Source organism: Paenibacillus sp. BK720 (assembly GCF_011761545.1).
GTDB lineage: Bacteria > Bacillota > Bacilli > Paenibacillales > Paenibacillaceae > Pristimantibacillus.
Genome location: NZ_JAASRQ010000004.1, coordinates 198,970 through 216,438 on the forward strand (window position 1 = coordinate 198,970; position 17,469 = coordinate 216,438).

Annotated in this window: 18 protein-coding genes; 3 read left to right on the forward strand and 15 right to left on the reverse strand. The window is 49.2% G+C overall.

Features of this window, described 5'->3' with window-relative positions; all coding sequences use genetic code 11:
* Nucleotide 1: 1 nt before the first annotated feature.
* The 8 genes from FHT67_RS16535 to FHT67_RS16570 form a co-directional block, all read right to left on the reverse strand.
* A complete protein-coding gene (locus tag FHT67_RS16535) occupies nucleotides 2–874 on the reverse strand; it encodes an ATP-binding cassette domain-containing protein (RefSeq protein ID WP_167199943.1) in 873 nt (290 codons plus the stop codon).
* 247 nt (nucleotides 875–1,121) lie between these two features.
* The gene (locus FHT67_RS16540; RefSeq protein ID WP_167199946.1) at nucleotides 1,122–1,817 is read right to left on the reverse strand and encodes a response regulator transcription factor; all 696 of its coding nucleotides are present in this window, start codon (nucleotides 1,815–1,817) and stop codon (nucleotides 1,122–1,124) included.
* Nucleotides 1,810–3,213: a HAMP domain-containing sensor histidine kinase gene (locus FHT67_RS16545; RefSeq protein WP_167199950.1), complete on the reverse strand. Its 1,404-nt coding sequence runs from the start codon at nucleotides 3,211–3,213 to the stop codon at nucleotides 1,810–1,812. Before FHT67_RS16545 ends, FHT67_RS16540 begins: the two co-directional genes overlap by 8 nt.
* Before the next feature lie 247 nt (nucleotides 3,214–3,460).
* Complete coding sequence (locus tag FHT67_RS16550) at nucleotides 3,461–4,129, reverse strand: HAD hydrolase-like protein (protein WP_167199953.1); 669 nt, start codon at nucleotides 4,127–4,129, stop codon at nucleotides 3,461–3,463.
* 69 nt (nucleotides 4,130–4,198) lie between these two features.
* Nucleotides 4,199–5,737 (reverse strand): glycine betaine uptake BCCT transporter, encoded by a 1,539-nt coding sequence (locus FHT67_RS16555; RefSeq protein WP_132307443.1) that lies wholly within the window; start codon nucleotides 5,735–5,737, stop codon nucleotides 4,199–4,201.
* A gap of 134 nt (nucleotides 5,738–5,871) precedes the next feature.
* Complete coding sequence (locus tag FHT67_RS16560; RefSeq protein ID WP_132307445.1) at nucleotides 5,872–6,744, reverse strand: glycine betaine ABC transporter substrate-binding protein; 873 nt, start codon at nucleotides 6,742–6,744, stop codon at nucleotides 5,872–5,874.
* A gap of 12 nt (nucleotides 6,745–6,756) precedes the next feature.
* Nucleotides 6,757–7,593 carry an ABC transporter permease gene (locus FHT67_RS16565; protein ID WP_132307447.1) on the reverse strand — a complete coding sequence of 279 codons (837 nt, stop codon included), beginning with the start codon at nucleotides 7,591–7,593 and terminating at the stop codon, nucleotides 6,757–6,759.
* On the reverse strand, nucleotides 7,590–8,789 hold the full coding sequence (locus FHT67_RS16570) for a quaternary amine ABC transporter ATP-binding protein (protein ID WP_132307449.1): 1,200 nt from the start codon (nucleotides 8,787–8,789) through the stop codon (nucleotides 7,590–7,592). The genes FHT67_RS16565 and FHT67_RS16570 overlap by 4 nt, the downstream gene beginning before the upstream one ends.
* 252 nt (nucleotides 8,790–9,041) lie before the next feature.
* On the opposite strand from FHT67_RS16570, the gene FHT67_RS16575 reads away from it, so the two are divergent.
* Entirely contained in the window at nucleotides 9,042–9,602 is a 561-nt protein-coding gene (locus FHT67_RS16575) for a GbsR/MarR family transcriptional regulator (protein WP_167199956.1), read from the forward strand.
* Between the two features lie 143 nt (nucleotides 9,603–9,745).
* Here FHT67_RS16575 and FHT67_RS16580 read toward each other — a convergent pair whose 3' ends face one another.
* The 4 genes from FHT67_RS16580 to FHT67_RS16595 form a co-directional block, all read right to left on the reverse strand.
* Nucleotides 9,746–10,465, reverse strand: coding sequence for a YwaF family protein (locus tag FHT67_RS16580; protein WP_167199959.1), 720 nt, complete (start codon nucleotides 10,463–10,465; stop codon nucleotides 9,746–9,748).
* Between the two features lie 30 nt (nucleotides 10,466–10,495).
* Nucleotides 10,496–11,815, reverse strand: coding sequence for a DUF4179 domain-containing protein (locus tag FHT67_RS16585; protein WP_167199961.1), 1,320 nt, complete (start codon nucleotides 11,813–11,815; stop codon nucleotides 10,496–10,498).
* Entirely contained in the window at nucleotides 11,802–12,344 is a 543-nt protein-coding gene (locus FHT67_RS16590; protein ID WP_132307457.1) for an RNA polymerase sigma factor, read from the reverse strand. Before FHT67_RS16590 ends, FHT67_RS16585 begins: the two co-directional genes overlap by 14 nt.
* A 90-nt stretch (nucleotides 12,345–12,434) precedes the next feature.
* Complete coding sequence (locus FHT67_RS16595) at nucleotides 12,435–13,313, reverse strand: LysR family transcriptional regulator (RefSeq protein ID WP_132307459.1); 879 nt, start codon at nucleotides 13,311–13,313, stop codon at nucleotides 12,435–12,437.
* Nucleotides 13,314–13,451: 138 nt separating this feature from the next.
* Here FHT67_RS16595 and FHT67_RS16600 point away from each other — a divergent pair, with 138 nt between their 5' ends.
* Nucleotides 13,452–14,243: an SDR family oxidoreductase gene (locus FHT67_RS16600; protein WP_167199963.1), complete on the forward strand. Its 792-nt coding sequence runs from the start codon at nucleotides 13,452–13,454 to the stop codon at nucleotides 14,241–14,243.
* Nucleotides 14,244–14,585: 342 nt separating this feature from the next.
* Here the strand turns inward: FHT67_RS16600 and FHT67_RS16605 are convergent, their stop codons facing one another.
* Complete coding sequence (locus FHT67_RS16605) at nucleotides 14,586–15,173, reverse strand: DUF1349 domain-containing protein (protein ID WP_167199966.1); 588 nt, start codon at nucleotides 15,171–15,173, stop codon at nucleotides 14,586–14,588.
* A 198-nt stretch (nucleotides 15,174–15,371) separates the two neighbouring features.
* Here FHT67_RS16605 and FHT67_RS16610 point away from each other — a divergent pair, with 198 nt between their 5' ends.
* Nucleotides 15,372–15,602: a hypothetical protein gene (locus FHT67_RS16610; RefSeq protein WP_132307465.1), complete on the forward strand. Its 231-nt coding sequence runs from the start codon at nucleotides 15,372–15,374 to the stop codon at nucleotides 15,600–15,602.
* Nucleotides 15,603–15,628: 26 nt separating this feature from the next.
* On the opposite strand, the gene FHT67_RS16615 is transcribed toward FHT67_RS16610, so the two are convergent.
* Nucleotides 15,629–16,702, reverse strand: coding sequence for a sensor histidine kinase (locus FHT67_RS16615; RefSeq protein WP_167199968.1), 1,074 nt, complete (start codon nucleotides 16,700–16,702; stop codon nucleotides 15,629–15,631).
* 1 nt (nucleotide 16,703) lies between these two features.
* Entirely contained in the window at nucleotides 16,704–17,390 is a 687-nt protein-coding gene (locus tag FHT67_RS16620) for a response regulator transcription factor (protein WP_167199970.1), read from the reverse strand.
* Nucleotides 17,391–17,469 lie beyond the last annotated feature (79 nt).

Consider the following 17,469-nt stretch of genomic DNA (forward strand, 5'->3'; position numbering starts at 1 on the left):
TTCATCCTTGCACCTCGGAATGGAATTCGTGCAAATAAGCATCTTCAAGACTAGGCAACGTAGGGACTGCATGCATAAATGGCTTGACGTCGCTGACAATACGCACCTCCATGCCGTCTGCTGCCGGCATAACATGGCTGATTAGATGGTCATTCTGATAGACCACCAGCTCGTCCACCGGCATGCGGGCCAGCCACACCTTGCCCTCCATGTCTTTCACGAAGTCTTCATTGCTTTGCATCCGGCCAACCTTGCCGGCTTTTATCATAACGGTCTCTTTGGCAATGGAATCAATGTCCGATACGATATGGGTGGAGAGAAGCACGGTCCGCTCGCGGGAGATGAACGAGATCAAATTCCGGAATTTGATTCGCTCATACGGATCGAGTCCTGCGGTTGGCTCGTCCAGAATAAGAATTTCCGGATCGTTCAACAGGCTTTGAGCGATTCCGAGCCGGCGCTTCATCCCCCCGGAATAATGGACGCATTTTCGCTCCAAATCTCCCGTCAGCCGCACCTGCTCGGCCAATTCGTTTATTTTCCGCTCCACCGCCATGCCCTTCAGCCCTTTCAGCGCGGCAATATATCGCAAATAGTCCCGTCCGGTGAACTCCGGGTAAAAGTCGAGGGACTGCGGCAAATAACCAAGCTTCATCCGATACTCGCGCTCGCATTGCTTCCGGTTCACGCCGTCTACCAGCACCTCTCCAACGCTTGCCTCCATTACACCTGCTAATATGCGGATTAGCGAGGATTTGCCCGCTCCGTTTGGCCCGAGCAGGCCGTATACGCCGTTGTCCATTTCAAAGCTGACGCCGGAGAGCGCCTGCTTCTTCCCGTAATGCTTGCTTACGCGGTCTACAGTCAGTTTCACGTTCTTCCCTCCGATTTGTCGTGGTTTCCATATGCCAATTGTAAGCCGCAGACCTAAATATACGGGTGAGAAAAGATAAACGATTTCTAAACGATTCGGAACATGAAGTGCTCAAACAAAAAGAAAACAACGGCAGACGGCCAGACAAATTTCCGGACCATTCTCGAACAACCTATAAACAATTTATAAACGAACAATAAAAAACCATACCGAGCGCGTAAGGCTCAAGCATGGTTATCTGTCTCTCTTAATGGTTCAGCCTGTATCCCGCACCCCAAACCGTCTCGATAATAGCGGGCTTGGACGGATCATCCTCAATCTTCTCCCGAATCCGGTTGATATGAACGGTAACGGTTGCGCTGTCGCCCGAATAGTCGTAACCCCATATTTTGTCGAACAGGGCGTCTTTGGAAAACACCCTATTCGGATGCTCGGCCAAAAATAAGAGAAGCTCAAACTCGCGATTCGGGAACCGGATTTCCCGCCCCGCCTTGTAGACCTTCCAGCTTCTCCGCTTGATAACCAGATCGGCAACCGTGATGTCCCCATCAGGATCTGCATTCCTGGATGAACCAATCAGCCGTTCATAACGGCTTAGATGAGACCTAACCCGGGCAACCAGCTCCGCAGGATCAAACGGCTTCGCAATATAATCGTCGGCGCCAAGCCCCAAACCTCTGATCTTGTCCATCGATTCCGTCCTTGCCGTTACCATCAGAATCGGAACATCGGTCTTATCCCGTACCTCCCGGCAAATATCGTATCCGTTCCGCCCGGGAAGCATCAGATCCAGCAGGATCAGATCGTAAGGATGCGCAAGAATGGCGGTAACGGCCTCTTTCCCGTCCGCGATAATCTCCGTCTCGAATCCGTTTATCTCCAGGTAATCTTTCTCCAGCATGGCGATATCCGGATCATCCTCAATGATTAAGATTTTACTCAACGCTTGCCTCCTCTCCGCCGGGCAGCACGATCTCGATCTGCAAGCCGTGATGGTTGCGGGCCGTGACCGTCCCGCCATGCCGTTCTACAATATAGTTCACGATATATAGTCCTAGTCCGCTGCTGTTCCCGTCCGTTTGAGTTCTCGCCTCATCCCCTCGCCAGAATTGCTCAAACAGATGAGGAAGATGCTCCTCCGGAACGCCTTGGCCATTGTCGGCGAATAACAGATGCTCCGAATCCCCTTCCCTCCAGACGGATACGTTCAAACGGAGAGGGCTTACCCCTGCGTATTTGATTGCATTTTCGGTCAGGTTCGCCATTACGCGGTTCATCTGTTCGCTATCCAGCCGTACGGGATGCGGAGCGGGTTCAATCCTGGCGGTCAAGGTTGCATTCATTTGCGCAAGCTCCTCATGAACCGCAGCCACATAATGGTGCGCAAACTGTCCCAGGTCCCGAAGTTTAAGCGCGAGCGGCAAATTGCCTGTTTCCAGACTCGAGTAATAAAAAAGCTTTTGTAGCAGCTTGTCCATTTCAGTCGACTTCTGATAAGCAATCTTCAAATATTGCTCTCTCTTCTCCTGCGTTTGGGCGACGCCGTCGCGAAGGCCCTTGATGTAGCCTTTGATGGAGGTAAGAGGCGTTCGCAGATCATGGGAGATGCCGGCAACAAGATCAATCCGCGCTTGTTCATAGGCATTGTTCTTCCGCCGTTCTTCCAGCAGATGCTCCTGCATGTGGTTAAAAGCCGTGCACACGGAGGCAAATTCGTCATTGCCCTTGTAAATAATCGGCTGGGCCAAATCACCGTTCTCGATTCGTCTCGCGCCTTCCGACAAGGCGTTCAGCGGGCGGAGAATCCGGTAAGCCATCCTGCGGGTAAACAGCTGGCTAAGCAGCACGATTACGACAATGACAGCTATACTGATTAGAATAGCCGGCTTCAAAATGGCATAGAAATTGCCGCCGCTTTTGTCCGCGGTTTGCTTCACGGCATAGATCAAATAACCTTCTTTATTCATCGCGATAAAAGTGGCGTCTTGCACTCTGCCTGCCAATGCGTCTTTGCCAAGCCGTATATTAGTTAGGCTGTTGATCCTATCCTCTCCGGAATCGGCCAGCGTAGTATAGATCACGTTGTTTTCCCGCATGACAAGCAGCCGGTAGCCAAACGAGTCAAGCTGTTCATGCAGCTGCCCCCACTGCTCTGTAGAGGCATCGAAGCCGCTCATCTGCTCCTCCGCCTTGAATAGCTTGGCATCCAGCATTTCCTTGCCACCGTCGCCGTTCATGGAATCGAAGAACAAAATAATCCCAAACACGGTCAGCAGGGAGAGCAGGGAAAGCATCACCAACAAGGCGCTCGAGAGCATGATACGGTTGATTACTTTCATGGCGGCACTTCTTTCGGGATGAGATTCTTTCGTTAGTATCTTAACAGATAAAGATAAACATTTTCTAAACGATTGAACTTCGCTAATGGACTGCGCATTCGAATGTTCTTCCGCTCGCCATTGCTCAGGGATTCCTCGGAACAATCCAAATTGGATTGGAATCCCCTTACCAAAAAAACGCCACGCAATAGAGGGACAGAACAAAAAAGGGCGTCACATTTTAATCGCTGTGACGCCCTCTTATTCATCATTTCAGCAAGGCTAAAAGCTCAGGCATGGCTTGAATGCAAACGTCCGCGTCTGCCAGCTCGGAATCGCGTCCGTAACCGGCATACGCGCAGCCGATTGCGACAAGGCCGTTGCCTTTGGCCGCTTCCACGTCCGAGGAACGGTCGCCGACCATCCAGGCCGTCTTGACCCGATGGTCGCTAAGCAGCTTGGCGACGAGGTCAACCTTGCTTGCCGTCCGGAATTCGCCCGCGCTGTACAAACCGTCGAACAGCTCCGCAATCCCTTGGAATCGCGCCACTTCCTTGACGTAAGCCTCCAGCCCGTTGCTTGCCACAAACAGCTTGATGCCCTGCTCCTTCAGGCTCTTTAGCGTTTCGGCGGTTTGTGGGTACAATCTGCCTCTTCCCGCTTCCAGCTCCTCGAGCTCATATTGCACCATAAGCTCATCGGCGCGAAGACGCGCGGCTTCCGAGCTGCCCGGCATGAGCTTCCGCCAAATGTCCTCGAGCAGCATGCCGAGGCAGCCAAGCAAATCATCGAGCGGAGGCGTCCGATCGTATAGTCCTTCCTCGCGCAAGGTACGGAACAACCGCTCATGCACCGTTTCCAGCAGGGCAGCTGTTTCAAACAAGGTACCGTCCATATCAAAGATTACCGCTTCCGGCCGGTCAAATTGAATCGCCATGACATTTTCCCCCTTTGAAGTCTGCCATTATCATAATGGATAGGGGGGCATGCCGCAACCTGACGGAAGTTAAGCTTCATTGCATTCTTTTTCAAGCAATGCTTTTAATTGCTTCTTCATGATCCGTTCTTTCCTGACTCTTAGCTTATCTTCCTCCCGAAGAGCCTTCTGCAGGGAGGCGCACATTCCGATAAGAATGACGGCGAAAGGCAATGCTGCGGCAATGGAAGCCGTCTGAAGCCCGTTTAATCCTCCGCTTATTAGCAGGACCAATGCAATCGAGGACTGAAGAACCCCCCAGATAATCTTCACTTTGTTAGAAGGATTCAGCCTGCCGTCAGAAGAAAGCATGCCGAGAACAAAAGTCGCCGAGTCGGCCGACGTAATAAAGAAGGTAATGATCAGTAAGGTGGCGACCACCGATATAATCGTTCCAAGAGGCAGCTGCTCAAGCGTCAAGAACAAAGCGGTTGTCATATCCTCCTTTACGGCTTGAGCCAGATGAACCTTGTCAAACATCTCCAGTCTCAATCCCGTTCCTCCAAATACCGCAAACCAAATAAAACCGAAGGCGCTTGGAACAAGCAGCACGCCTAACACAAATTCTTTAATCGTTCTGCCTTTGGAGACTCTGGCAATAAAAGTGCCTACAAACGGTGCCCAAGCGATCCACCAAGCCCAATAAAACAGCGTCCATGCTCCCACCCAGGTTCCTTGCGTAAACGGAGTGAGCCGCAGACTCATTTCAATTATATTTTGCAGGTAGCCGCCAAGTGACAAGGTGAAGGTATCAAAGATAAAAGACGTTGGCCCCATTAGAAGCACAAACAGCATGAGTATGACGGCTATCGTTAGATTCAGATTGCTTAACAGCTTAATCCCTTTGTCCAGCCCAGTTGTTGCAGATAACAGAAACAGGATGGTAACCACAAGGATAATTAAGGTCTGGACTAGGATCGAGCTGGGCAGCCCGAATAGATGCGACAAGCCGCCATTAATTTGGAGAGTACCTAAACCAAGCGAGGTCGCTACACCAAAGGCCGTAGCAATGATGGCAAGCGTATCGATGATTTTCCCTACCCAACCCTGCGCGAGCTTTTCTCCTATAAGCGGAATAAACGTAGAACTAATCAAGCCTTTGTAACCTTTACGGAATTGGAAATACGCCAGTGCCAGCGAAATGACCGTATAAATCGCCCAAGGATGAAGCCCCCAATGGAAAAAGGAGTATCTCATCGCAAGTCTGGCAGCTTCCGTAGTGCCTCCCGTTGCCCCCTCCGGCGGGGAGGAATAATGGGATAAAGGCTCCGCAACTCCCCAAAACACTAAGCCAATCCCCATCCCGGCGCTAAACAACATCGCAAACCAGGAAATTGTCGAATACTCGGGTTCATCGTCATCCGTTCCAAGCTTAACGGACCCGTATTTTCCAAAAGCCATATAGAAGGCAAAAACAAGTATAAACAGCGTGGACATCAAATAAAACCAGCCAAAATTTCCGATGGAGAAGGAAAACACTTGATTCGCCGCATCGGCAAGCTGATCCGGAGCAAACGCTCCCCATAAAACAAATACGGCAATAATGACGATAGAAATAATAAAAACCATACTTAACATCCAACTTTCTAATGAGATCTTTACTGTTTACATTGTTCTCCCCAGCTAACATAATTATGTAAAAAAAGAAGACAGGAGGGCTTGCTTGCTCGCCTCTCCTATCTTCCGGTTGGTTAACTTTGTTGTTATTTAATGCCTTCCAGCCACTTGTCGACTTGATCCGAATGGCTGTCGGCCCAGGCTTTCGCTGCCTCTTCCGGCGACTGCCCTTCCTGAATGGCAACCATGACCTCTGCCATATCGTCCGCCGTCCACGTAAATTGGTCCAGCAGCGTATAAGCATCGGACTTATCCGATTTCAGATCTTTACGGGCAATGGTATGAATGCTTTCAGCACCGCCATACACGCCTTTTGGATCCTCCAAATATTTCAGATCCATATTGGCAAACATCCAATGCGGCGTCCAGCCCGTCACGATAATCGGCTTTTTCGCCTCGTAAGCCTTCTGCAGCTCCGTTGCCATCGCGGCCGAGGAGCTTTCGATCAGCTTCCATTTGCCATCCAGACCATAGTCCTTCAGCGCTTTTTCTGTCGATTGCATAATGCCGGCGCCAGGCTCAATCCCGATGATCTGATAATCAACCGATTTGCCTGTGGCGTCGTTGTTCAGATCTTCTATCGAGTTTTCCTTCATATAAGAAGGAATGACAAGCCCTGTTTTTGTTCCTTCCAGGTTAGGACCAAGATCCTCTACGCTGCTGCCGTACTTCTCCAAATACGAGGCATGCGTTGTCGGAAGCCAAGCCGCTACCATCGCATCGGCGCTGCCGTCCGAAACTCCCGCCCACATTGGGCCTGCATCCACCTGAAGGAGCTCAACGGAATAATCCAATTTCGATTCCAGAACGTATTTGACGACATTCGTGCTTGCAATCTCCGAATCCCAGGCCACGTAAGCCAGTTTGATCTTTTTCGAGTCCGTTTTCTGTGAGCAGCCTGCCAGCGCAGCCGCCAATACAATTACCGCGGTTAATGCCAATCCCCATTTTTTCTTCAACGTGCTTCACCTCTAGCGTTTATTTTTTTTCACGATATGGTTAGACATCCGGTCAAGTAAAATGGCCAATACAACTATGGAAATACCCGCTTCAAAGCCGATTCCGGTTTTGGTCTGGGTCACCGCGCGGTACACGTCGGCCCCTAGTCCTTGCGCCCCAATCATGGAAGAAATAACGACCATGGACAGAGACAGCATTATCGTCTGATTAATTCCCGCCATCATGGTAGGAAGCGCCATCGGCAGCTGCAGCTTAAACAGCTTCTGGTTAGGCGTGGAGCCAAACGCATCGGCTGCTTCCACCAGCTCAACCGGCACCTGCCGTATGCCGAGATTCGTCAAGCGAATCGTTGGCGGTACCGCAAAAATAATCGATGCGATAACGCCGGGCACAACCCCAAGCGAAAAGAACGATACGGCCGGCAGCAAATACACGAATGCGGGCATCGTCTGCATTAAATCAAGCAATGGAGTTATAATACCTTGCAAGAATGAACTTCTCGCGCACAATATGCCGGTTGGCACGCCAATAATAATGGAGAGCAACGATGCGGTAAGCACGATGGATAAAGTCTCCATGGCATGCTCCCAATAGCCCAGATTATCAATCAAGAGCAGCCCGACAAGCGCAAATGCGGCAACCTTCCATTTTCCGAGGAACCAGGCTAACGCCGTCATAATCAGAATCATAAGGATGGAAGGACTGAAGAGAAGAACGTTATGCAGAAAATCAACGATGGAGCCTATAATCAGGCGGATGAAGTCAAACAAAGGGGTAAAATGATTTTCTAACCAGCTTTCCAACGATTCAATCCAGCTGCCTAACGGAAGCTTGGGAATTTGATTCATTTTGCACCACCTGCCTCTGGTATGGCGTTCCCGGCAAGTGCGGCAAATACGGCCCCGCGAATGACGATGCCAAGCAGCCGGTTCGTGTCATCCGTTACCGCGAGCGGAATGCTCGAGGCTGCCATAGGTTCAAACAATTCATTGATCGGTGTTGCCGAATCAATAGAAGGTACTTCCTTAATCAAAATATCTCCTATCGACAAATTCTCTTTCAGTGCCGCGGAAGCAAGCTCTGCCGTGATGACGCCAAGAAGCTTCTTCCCTTTATCGGTCACATACAAACTCGATACCCCTTGCTCCTTCATAAGCTGAAGCGCAACACGCGGACCGCGTTCCAGCGTTATCGTTGCAGGCTTCCGCATGACATGAGCAGCGGTCAACACTTTGGAGAGATCTACATCCTCTATAAATTTCTCAACGTACGGGGTAGCCGGATTGATTAAGATTTCGTCAGGCGTACCAATCTGAACGATAACGCCGTCTTTCATTAACGCGATCTTGTCCCCGATGCGCAGCGCCTCGTCAAGATCGTGGGTAATGAAGATAATCGTCTTCTTCATGGCGGATTGCAGCTGCAATAATTCATCCTGCATGTCTTTGCGAATTAGCGGATCAAGCGCGCTAAACGCTTCATCCATAAGCAGAATGTCCGGATCGTTGGCCAGCCCTCTGGCCAAGCCGACACGCTGCTGCATCCCTCCGCTCAATTGATCCGGATAGCTGTTCTCCCATCCGTTTAGGCCTACCAGTTGCAAAGCTTGCTCAGCCATTGCCTTACGCGCCTGCTTCTCGATTCCTTGAATCTCAAGGCCGTATTCTACGTTTTGCAGAACCGTGCGGTGAGGAAACAGAGCAAACTTCTGAAAGACCATTCCCATTTTTTTGCGGCGGAATTGCCTGAGCTCTTTTGCGCTCATCTGAACGATATCCCGCCCTTCAAACAAGAGTTGACCCGATGTAGGCTCAATCAATCGATTCAACAAGCGGATTAAGGTGGACTTGCCGCTTCCGGATAAACCCATAATGACAAAGATCTGACCCGCCTCAATTGAGAAGCTAGCCTGGTTTACCCCTACTGTCATTCTTGTTTCTTTTAGAATTCGTTCTTTCGTCCATCCCTGCTTGAGGAACTGCATCGCTTGCTCCGGATGACTCCCGAATATTTTAGTCAGTTGTTTGGCTTCGATGATGGACATACTTTCCCTCCCTATTGCTTCGCAAGCATGAGCTTACTTTTTTTGGTCTGACGCCAGTTTAGGCCTTTTGGCCATCATTAGTCAACGTTAATATCCGTACGTAATTTACGTACAGTTTAAACTGTACAATACGAATACTCCTGATCCCTTCCATTTCCTCCATAATGCTTATGGAAATGAATGCTTTACTTTTAATTTCAGATCGGCTTACAATAACAAATGAAGTGTGACAAGGTGACCCAGGAGGCAATTATGGACGAAAATATAGGCGGCTTAACGCCTGAGCAATCACGGTCGCTGCACGTATCACGCCAGCGTGTGATTGACTCGATCGGAAAAAACATGGATCTTTACGGCATAACATTATCAATTGGTCATCTTTACGGTTATATGTATTTTCAGAACGACCCCATTACCCTGGATCAAATGAGCCAGCAGATGGGAATGAGCAAAACATCCATGAGCACCGGCATGCGGACGTTAATGGATTTGAAGATGATCGATAAGGTATGGGGCAAAGGCTCGAGGAAGGACTTCTATGAGGTTGTTCCCGACTGGTACCAGAACTTTACGGACTTCTTCTCGATAAAATGGCGGAAAGCCGTGGAAAGCAACATGTCTTCTCTTCAGAAGTCGTTGAAAGAGCTTCGCGCGCTTCAAGCATCAGATCCCGATAACAGCACCTTGCAGGAAATCACTTCAATCGATGAGCAGAAAATTAACGAAGCTCTCAAATACTACCGCTGGCTGCACCGTTTAATCGATTCGTTCGAATCCGGAGAAATCTTCGATTTTATACCTAAGGAAGACTAAATAATGGAAAGGGGTGTCCCATAAGTCATGAAAATGACGTTGGACCCCCTTTTTTTTATCCGGGCCAGCAAAAAAAGAACCGGTTAATAAACCGGCTCTCCCTAATTGTTTATCATTCCTTCTATACAGGTAACGGCATAGCCTCAGCTCTGCCGTCTTCTCCATGGAATAAAGGGCAGGTACATCAAGGAGAATAGAACAAGAGCAATACCCTCTTCCGCTATCAAATAATAGGGATACGGCCCCAATAAATCCAATAGGGATGCGCCTTGGGGCTTTTCCCTCAGGAACATATAGTTGGCATCCAGCCAGTAATCCGCTCCTCCCACCGCAACGAGAAGAATGTTCAGAAAAATCATCGTAAGCCAAACGGATTTCCATGTCGGCCGAAAGCCCTCGATCCAAGTCATATAAAGAGGAGCAAGAATAATGGCGATATGCACGATAAAGAAGTGAAAAAACCGGAAATGCGGATACGGATAATCCAAATCCGGCGTCAGCATCGCTTGCATCGCGCCGCCAATACCGGCGAAAAAGACAATCTGATACAGTAGTTTGCTTCGCGTGAACAGCATTATGATCGCAAGCATTTGCGATATACTGCAGAGCTCAAGCGGAAGCGTATATTTGACGCTCCACAGCCCCACGATGGCATACCAATAATAAAGAAGAATTTGAGGTGCGAGAAGGCCCAGCAGGATACTGTACCGGATCATGGTTTTTACGTGAGCATTGCTCCGGATTCGCTCCCGAAAGCCATATAGAAGAAGCGCCAGCACCACCAATGCGGCAAGCATAACGATGTGCGAAGCGGAGTAGGGAATAAATTCTTCTTTCACGTAGCGCGCAAAAAACGAAGTCAAATCTTCCCTCTCCCTTCTCGGAACACAGCCTTAATTCGTATCAATGGGAATGGATATCTTTGTATTATACTCCTTAATGTAATGGAAACCCTCTAATAGCAGAAACTCCGGTTTATCCTGCGTCTGAACGGAGTAAGTCTGCTCTCTTAACACATTCCCGTTCCCCAGATCCCAAGGACGCGAGACGGAAATCGAAGCAATCGGGATTTTTTTGCCGCCGGCTTGCACCGATAAATCATCGGTATCCAGGATCGTAAATTCTTTTCTGGCGATAACGATGTCGTAGCCGCTTCCTGTTTTCGTTACGCTTCGGATCCATAACTTCTCGTTATTGATTTTCATGGAACGGTCGGAAGGCGAAGTCAGCGGAATCGGCTCCGTTATCTTCCGGTAACCGCTGAATTTATCGAGTACGATTTCCAGCGATTTAATCTTATCCGTTGGGAGCACATCGTAATTAAACTCAAACGTTGGGCTGTTTTTTCCGTCTAGCCCGCCCGACCGGTAGCCAAAGGATTCAACCTCGGTACCGTTAACAAAAAGCTTTGTTTTGCCCGGGAACCTCGGGTACCCGCCATTATTATTCAGTTCGTAATGTCCTCGTATGACCGTTGAAGTCGGCGAAGCTACGATGGCGTCATAATGAACCGTTCCCTCATCAACTGCCACCGTTTTGGAAATTTTCTCGTTAATGATGCTTTTCATCGCCTTATTGGCCTCAAATTTGAAGGAGATCGGCAGTATTTCCTGCTCGCCGCTATCCAGCCTCTCACTGAAATGGGCTGTTAGCGTTCGGGAAAACGGATTTACAGGCTCGAATTTATAGACCCCTTGGAACTGTGTTTTATCCTTGCTGTAATTGCCTGCGCCTTCCGTCATATTGGAATTCGTCAAAAATCCTTTTATTTTATTAACACCGTAACGGATAAATTCATCAGATTTAAACGTTACGCCCTCAGGGAGCTTGATGGTGTAATACATAAGAAAGGCGTTATCGTCGGCAATAACCCCGTTAATCGTAGTGACGGTGCCATCCTTGAACGTTTTGCTCTTGTTAATGGATTGTCCGTACCCCTGCTCCGCAACCTCGGCGAAGCTTAGCGAGCTTAGCTCTACCCTGTTAAGCAGCTTGCCTCCAAGGTACGCAAATGCCGGGTATTGATACGTGGACACGAGGATCAGCAGAGCCGCAGCAGCCGAGATGCTCCACATAAGAGCCTTGTTATTTCTGCGCTTTTTCTCGGGAATCCGGTGGAGAGCCTGCCGCAGCCGATCCTCCAATTCAATGGGAGCCTTGATCTGACTCAAATTTTGTTTGTGCTCTTGGATTTTATCCTCAATCGCATTCATAACGATCACCTCCGATAATCACCTTCAATTTTTCAATGCCCTGCGAAATTCTTGATTTGATCGTCCCGAGCGGTACCCCTGTCATGTCCGCTATCGTCTGATAAGGAAAGTCATGCACATAACGAAGCTCGATAGCTTCCCGCTGATGGGCATTCAGATGGGAGAGCAGCGTCTGCATATCCATCTCGGATTCCGTGCCGCGATACGGATTATCTTCCGTTAAACCGTAGACGCCTGCTTCCTGCCCGTCCTCAAGCGGCGTGAACTTCCCGTTCTTGCGAAGCATAGCCTTGCAGCGATTCACCAGAATCGTTTTGCTCCAGCTGTAAAAGGCTTCGCTCTTTTGAAGCTGATCAATCTTTTCGTATAAGGTAACAATCATATCCTCCATCGCATCCAGCGCATCGTGCTCGTTCCCCATATAGGTATAAGCAAGGCGATAGTACGCGTCCTGATCGGCCATGATTAGCTGCAATAAAGCATCTTTATTGCCTTTTTGGGCTTGTCTGACTAACCGGCTTACACTCATGTTCTCTCCCCTTTCATAGATAAGAGCACGTTGGGGCGTAGAAAGTTCATTTCATCATAAATTTTTTTTGGACAGCATAAGGTATACCGTTTAAAAACCGGCCTTTTCCTTAATGAATCCAACAAACCGCGCTGTGGCCGGGGACAGGAATCGTTCCTTTTTGAGATGCAACCCAACCTCCCAGCGCCATCCCTCCTCCGCAATCGGGATCCATTTTATACCGTTTAGATTTAAACCGGCAGTTTGCGGCAGCACCGATATCCCAAGTCCCGCCGCTACAAAGCCGGCCACCGTCTGAAGATCCTCCGCGTCATAGGTGGAGGCAAGAGTGAAATTCTGATGATGAACCCGGGCAAGCAACGAGTTTCTCAAGCTGCAGTTATGCTTCAAGCCAACAAACGGCTCCCCCGCAATCTCTCCCAATTGAACGGATGCTTCATTCGCTAACCGATGTTCCTCCGAGACGACCAGATAGAGCGGAAGCGATAACAACGGTACCCATTCATAGGTTTCGTTTACCGGTTTTTCGGAAGTAATCATAAGATCGGAATGCCCCTCCTCAACCTGGTTCAGAATAGTTCCCTTGTCGCCTTGCGACAGCTCAAAGGTGATGGCCGGGTTTGCAAGCTGATACTCCCGGATAAGCTTAGGGATCAGATCAACCCCGAGTATATTTAAATAAGCCAGATGGATCACGCCGGATTCCGGATTGGAGTGCTCCTCGATCTCTTTTTTTCCGCGCTCTACTTGCTGCAGGATCTTCTCCACATGCTTGGAGAACATCATTCCGTACCGGTTGATCTTGAGGTTTCTTCCTTTCCGTTCGAACAAAGGAACACCAAGCTCGGTTTCCAGCTTCAAGATCGAATGGCTGAGAGCAGGCTGAGTAATGGATAAGGATTCAGCGGCTCTTGTTAAATGCTCCATTCTCGCAACTTTCAAAAAATATTCCAATTGGGTCAATTCCATGGCTCTACACTCCTACGGCTTATACTCATTCGTTTTAGTAATGAAAATGATTATAAATATAAATTATATTTATTTTTCGATAAAGAGTAAACTTAAACCCGTGGAAATGAGCCTAACCAAAACAAGGAGGATTTTTAGATGAACTATGCATCTTTTGAGAACGAATTCCAAGGAAAACGGGCATTAGTTACGGGAGGAACGCAAGGAATGGGCCTTGCTATCGTGAAGCGAATGGCCGGAGCCGGAGCGACTGTCCTTACGACAGCGCGCAATGTACCGGAAGACTACCCCATTCCGAACGTTTATTTTGTGCAAGCCGACGTTACGAAACCGGAAGGAACAGCTGCCATTGTTGATGCTGTTCATAAAAAGCTCGGAGGAATTGACATTCTGATCAATACGGTGGGCGGTTCAAGCTCCCCTGCCGGCGGGGCACTCGCGTTAACCGAGGAGCATTGGCTGGAGGAATTGAATACGAACCTGCTTGGCTCCGTCCGTTTGGACCGCAGCCTGATTCCGGTCATGCTGGAACAAAGCAAGGGCGTCATTATACATGTCAGCTCTATTCAAAGGACGATACCCCTTTATGAATCAACATTGGCATACGCTGCGGCAAAAGCAGCTTTGACCGCCTACAGCAAAGGTTTATCCAACGAGTTCGCCCCCAAAGGAATCCGCATTAATACCATTGCACCTGGCTTTGTGCAAACGGAAGCCGCGGACCGGCTGATCGATCGTCTCGCCGTAACGGCGGGAAGCCGCGAAGCGGCGCTGAAGCAGCTGATGGATTCTCTTGGAGGCATTCCGTTTGGCCGCCCGGGAATGCCGGATGAGGTTGCCGAGCTCGCTGCATTCCTCGCTTCGGACCGCGCAGCGGCTATTCACGGCAGCGAGTATGTCATTGACGGAGGAACCATTCCAACCGTTTAATCCATTTTTTGCAGCTTCCAAGAAATGATAGCGAGGAATTTACGAGGAGGTGCTTACGCCAAGTTTGAAGTGAAGCCGATTATGACTCCAAGAAGCGGAAAAGCTTTCGTTTATTAGGAACAACCTTATTAACGCACAAGGGAAATTTGCGGCCTCGCTTGGCTATCAAGGGAGCGTGCTGCTGAACCTATTAAAAAAAGGCATGAACTGCTCTCCAAGACAATGGTATCTAACCATTTAGAGTGCAGTTCATCCCCTTCAACCGTTTAACTCCCTCAGCGCTGCCTCGTCAAAACCGTCCGATAAGTGAAGGGAGGCTAATTTATTGCGGTAAGGCAAACCTTATTTGCCCATGCGAATATTTTTGACCGTTTTTCTCTCGATCGATAGATTCTCGTAAATTCTCTTGCCGCCGTTTCCTAACGGTGCTTGTGCCAATAGCCCCACCTTGACCGTCTCATCCGCAGGCAAAGCGAAAAATCGCATCATATAAAAGTTTTCCCCATCCGCAGAGTAATGGAATGCAAATGAGTTCCCGCTTCTGCACGCCTGCAGCCATACCGTGTGATCATCGATATTGCAGCCGTTCGCATCATCCGATTCTTCCTTCGTCACCACACTAACAACCGCATGAGTATCAAAATCCGTTAATTCAAAGCAAGCCTTTGCCCAATGCGTGAGATCCTTCATTACCATGATGGAGGCGGAATCGTATGTATCTTTGAAATCATGCGATACCTTTACCCGCATCACAAAGTCTCCGGATATTTCTGTATAGTAAAACGGCGCATTACAAAGTGATTCCGGCGTGATTCCTTCATCGGCTATTGCTCCATGATTAATGAAAAAATCGCTCTTCGCCGTTGCCTGTATTTCTATTCTGCCTTCCGTTTCATGGATTTCACTCTCATTCAACCACTCAAATTTCATTGTCATGCCTCCAATTCAATAATGGAAATTACTTATAAAAGTAACATATTCCGTAATTGAAGGCACTACTAAAATATGAACAATGCTAGGGGCGAAAAACGCTAGTATGAGTCTACGGAAATTAACAGGCGCATTCCACGTTTGAGTACGGTTCAAAACCGGGTAAGAATAGATATAAATTGATGCGAGGTGACAACGATGAACGAATTCGAGCGAAGCGCCGACCGCAGGCGCGTGCAGCAGGGCAACCGTGATAACCCGGAGGGAGTGCCAACGGAGAAGGAGAGCCTATTCGACAAGTTCGTTAGCGAACGCACGGTTGATCCGATCCCCGTTGAGGATCAGACCATTGAGCAGCAGGACGAAAAGGAGAAGTACCGCACGAAGCGGGACTCCTCCAGCGAACGCAAGCATCATACCGGGATTTGATTTTGCCGTCTATCTCTTTGATTTGTTTAGCAGCGATCATCGGCAGGAATCCAGCCCGAAAGAAGGGCCCCTCCTGCTGGATGATTGCTCGCGGCTAATTCGCCACCATGCTGGCGAATAATTCGGCGCGATATGGTTAACCCCAAACCCGCGCCTCCGGTTGCGCGGTTCCTTGACTTCTCTCCCCTGTAAAGCGGTTCAAATACCTGTTCCTGCTCTTCCGTTAAAAAGCCCTGCCCGGAATCGTGGATCGTGAAAGACACCCGATCCTTCTCTATCCAATATTGAACGTAAATCCGTCCGCAATCGGGTGTATGCCGAACGGCATTATCCAGTAAATTGCTTATTGCGCGCTCGAGCAGATGCGAATCGCCGCGAACCGCGCAATCGTCCGGCATTGAATGGAGAAGAAGGGAGATTTGCTTTGCTTTTGCTTGCGGCTCCAAGCTTTCCATCGATTTTTGAATAATGCTTCCAAAATCTATCGGAGCTCTAATCAATTCGGCCTCCTGATATTCCATTCGGGTAAAAGCGAAAAGGTCCTCGACCAACCGGTCCAATTGCGCCGATTTCTGCTTGCATACGGCTACGTATTTCGACATTTGTTCCGGTGTTTGCGCTATGCCTTGCTCAAGCCCGTCCAAATATCCGCGTAAGGCAAATAACGGAGTCCGCAAGTCATGCGCGACGGCCGCGATGACGAATCGCCTCTCTTCCTCCAGCTTTGCCTGCTTTAAATGCGAGTATTGAAGCTCGTTCACCATTAATTCAAATCCGTTTCGAACCTCCGAAATTTCCCTAATGTTCGATTGGGGCAGCTCGATGTCCCACTCGCTTCCCGCTATCTTTCGTGCTGCTAAGCCCAGCCCCTCAAGGGGCTTTAGAAGAAGCCTCCGCATTTGCCAGCCAACAATAACGAAAGCAACCAGCAGCCCCGCGAAAGCAGCCGCCATGGGAACCGCGTAGGAATCCGTCCGGTCCTCTCTAATATGCAGCGATTTAGTCGTAATGAAAAATACAATGACAAAGAAAATCCAAGGCAGCAGCAGAAGCAATCCCAAGCTAAGCAAGGAATGCGTACGAAGACGAAGCTTTTGCATCCTACACACCCTCGAAGCGGTAACCAACGCCCCATATATTAATAAGCTGCTGCTGACCGGAATCTAGCTCGATCTTCTCGCGTAGACGGCTCAAATGGACGCGTATGGTATGTTTGTCCCCAATGCCCTCCCAGAACTTCTCCAGCAGCTGGTCATAGGTAAACACCTGCTTCGGGTGCTCCAGAAATAATCGCAACAGCTCGAATTCCTTGGGCGTTAGCGATACATTCGCTTGACCCACGAATACTTCCCTCGTACTCGCATCAAGCTTAATTCGGCCATATTCGAGCACTTGATTCTGATTGAATTGCGTTGTTCCCGTACGCCGTAGAACGGCTTTCACCCGAGCCACAATCTCTCCGGGCGAAGCGGTTTTTACAATATAATCGTCCCCGCCAAGCGTAAGGCCGCGAATCTTATCGACATCTTCGCCGCGAGCGCTCAAAAACAATATGGGGATGCTGCTCTCCGCCCGAATTCGCCGGCAAAGCTCAAATCCAGTTTGTCCCGGCATCATAATGTCCAGAATGATGCAATGAACGGAATTCTGCTGCAGGATGGTCCATGCCTCCACCGCGTCGTTAGCCGTCAAAACCCCGAAATGATCGTTTTCCAAAAAGTCTCTCAATAAATCGACGATGCTCTGATCGTCATCCACGACCAAGACGATCGGTTCTTCCTTATTCATGTCCATCCCGCCTTCAATCCAAGTATGCCCACGATCAAAAGTGTACCATCTTCGTCCCGGAAAAAACGAGCTCTTCGCA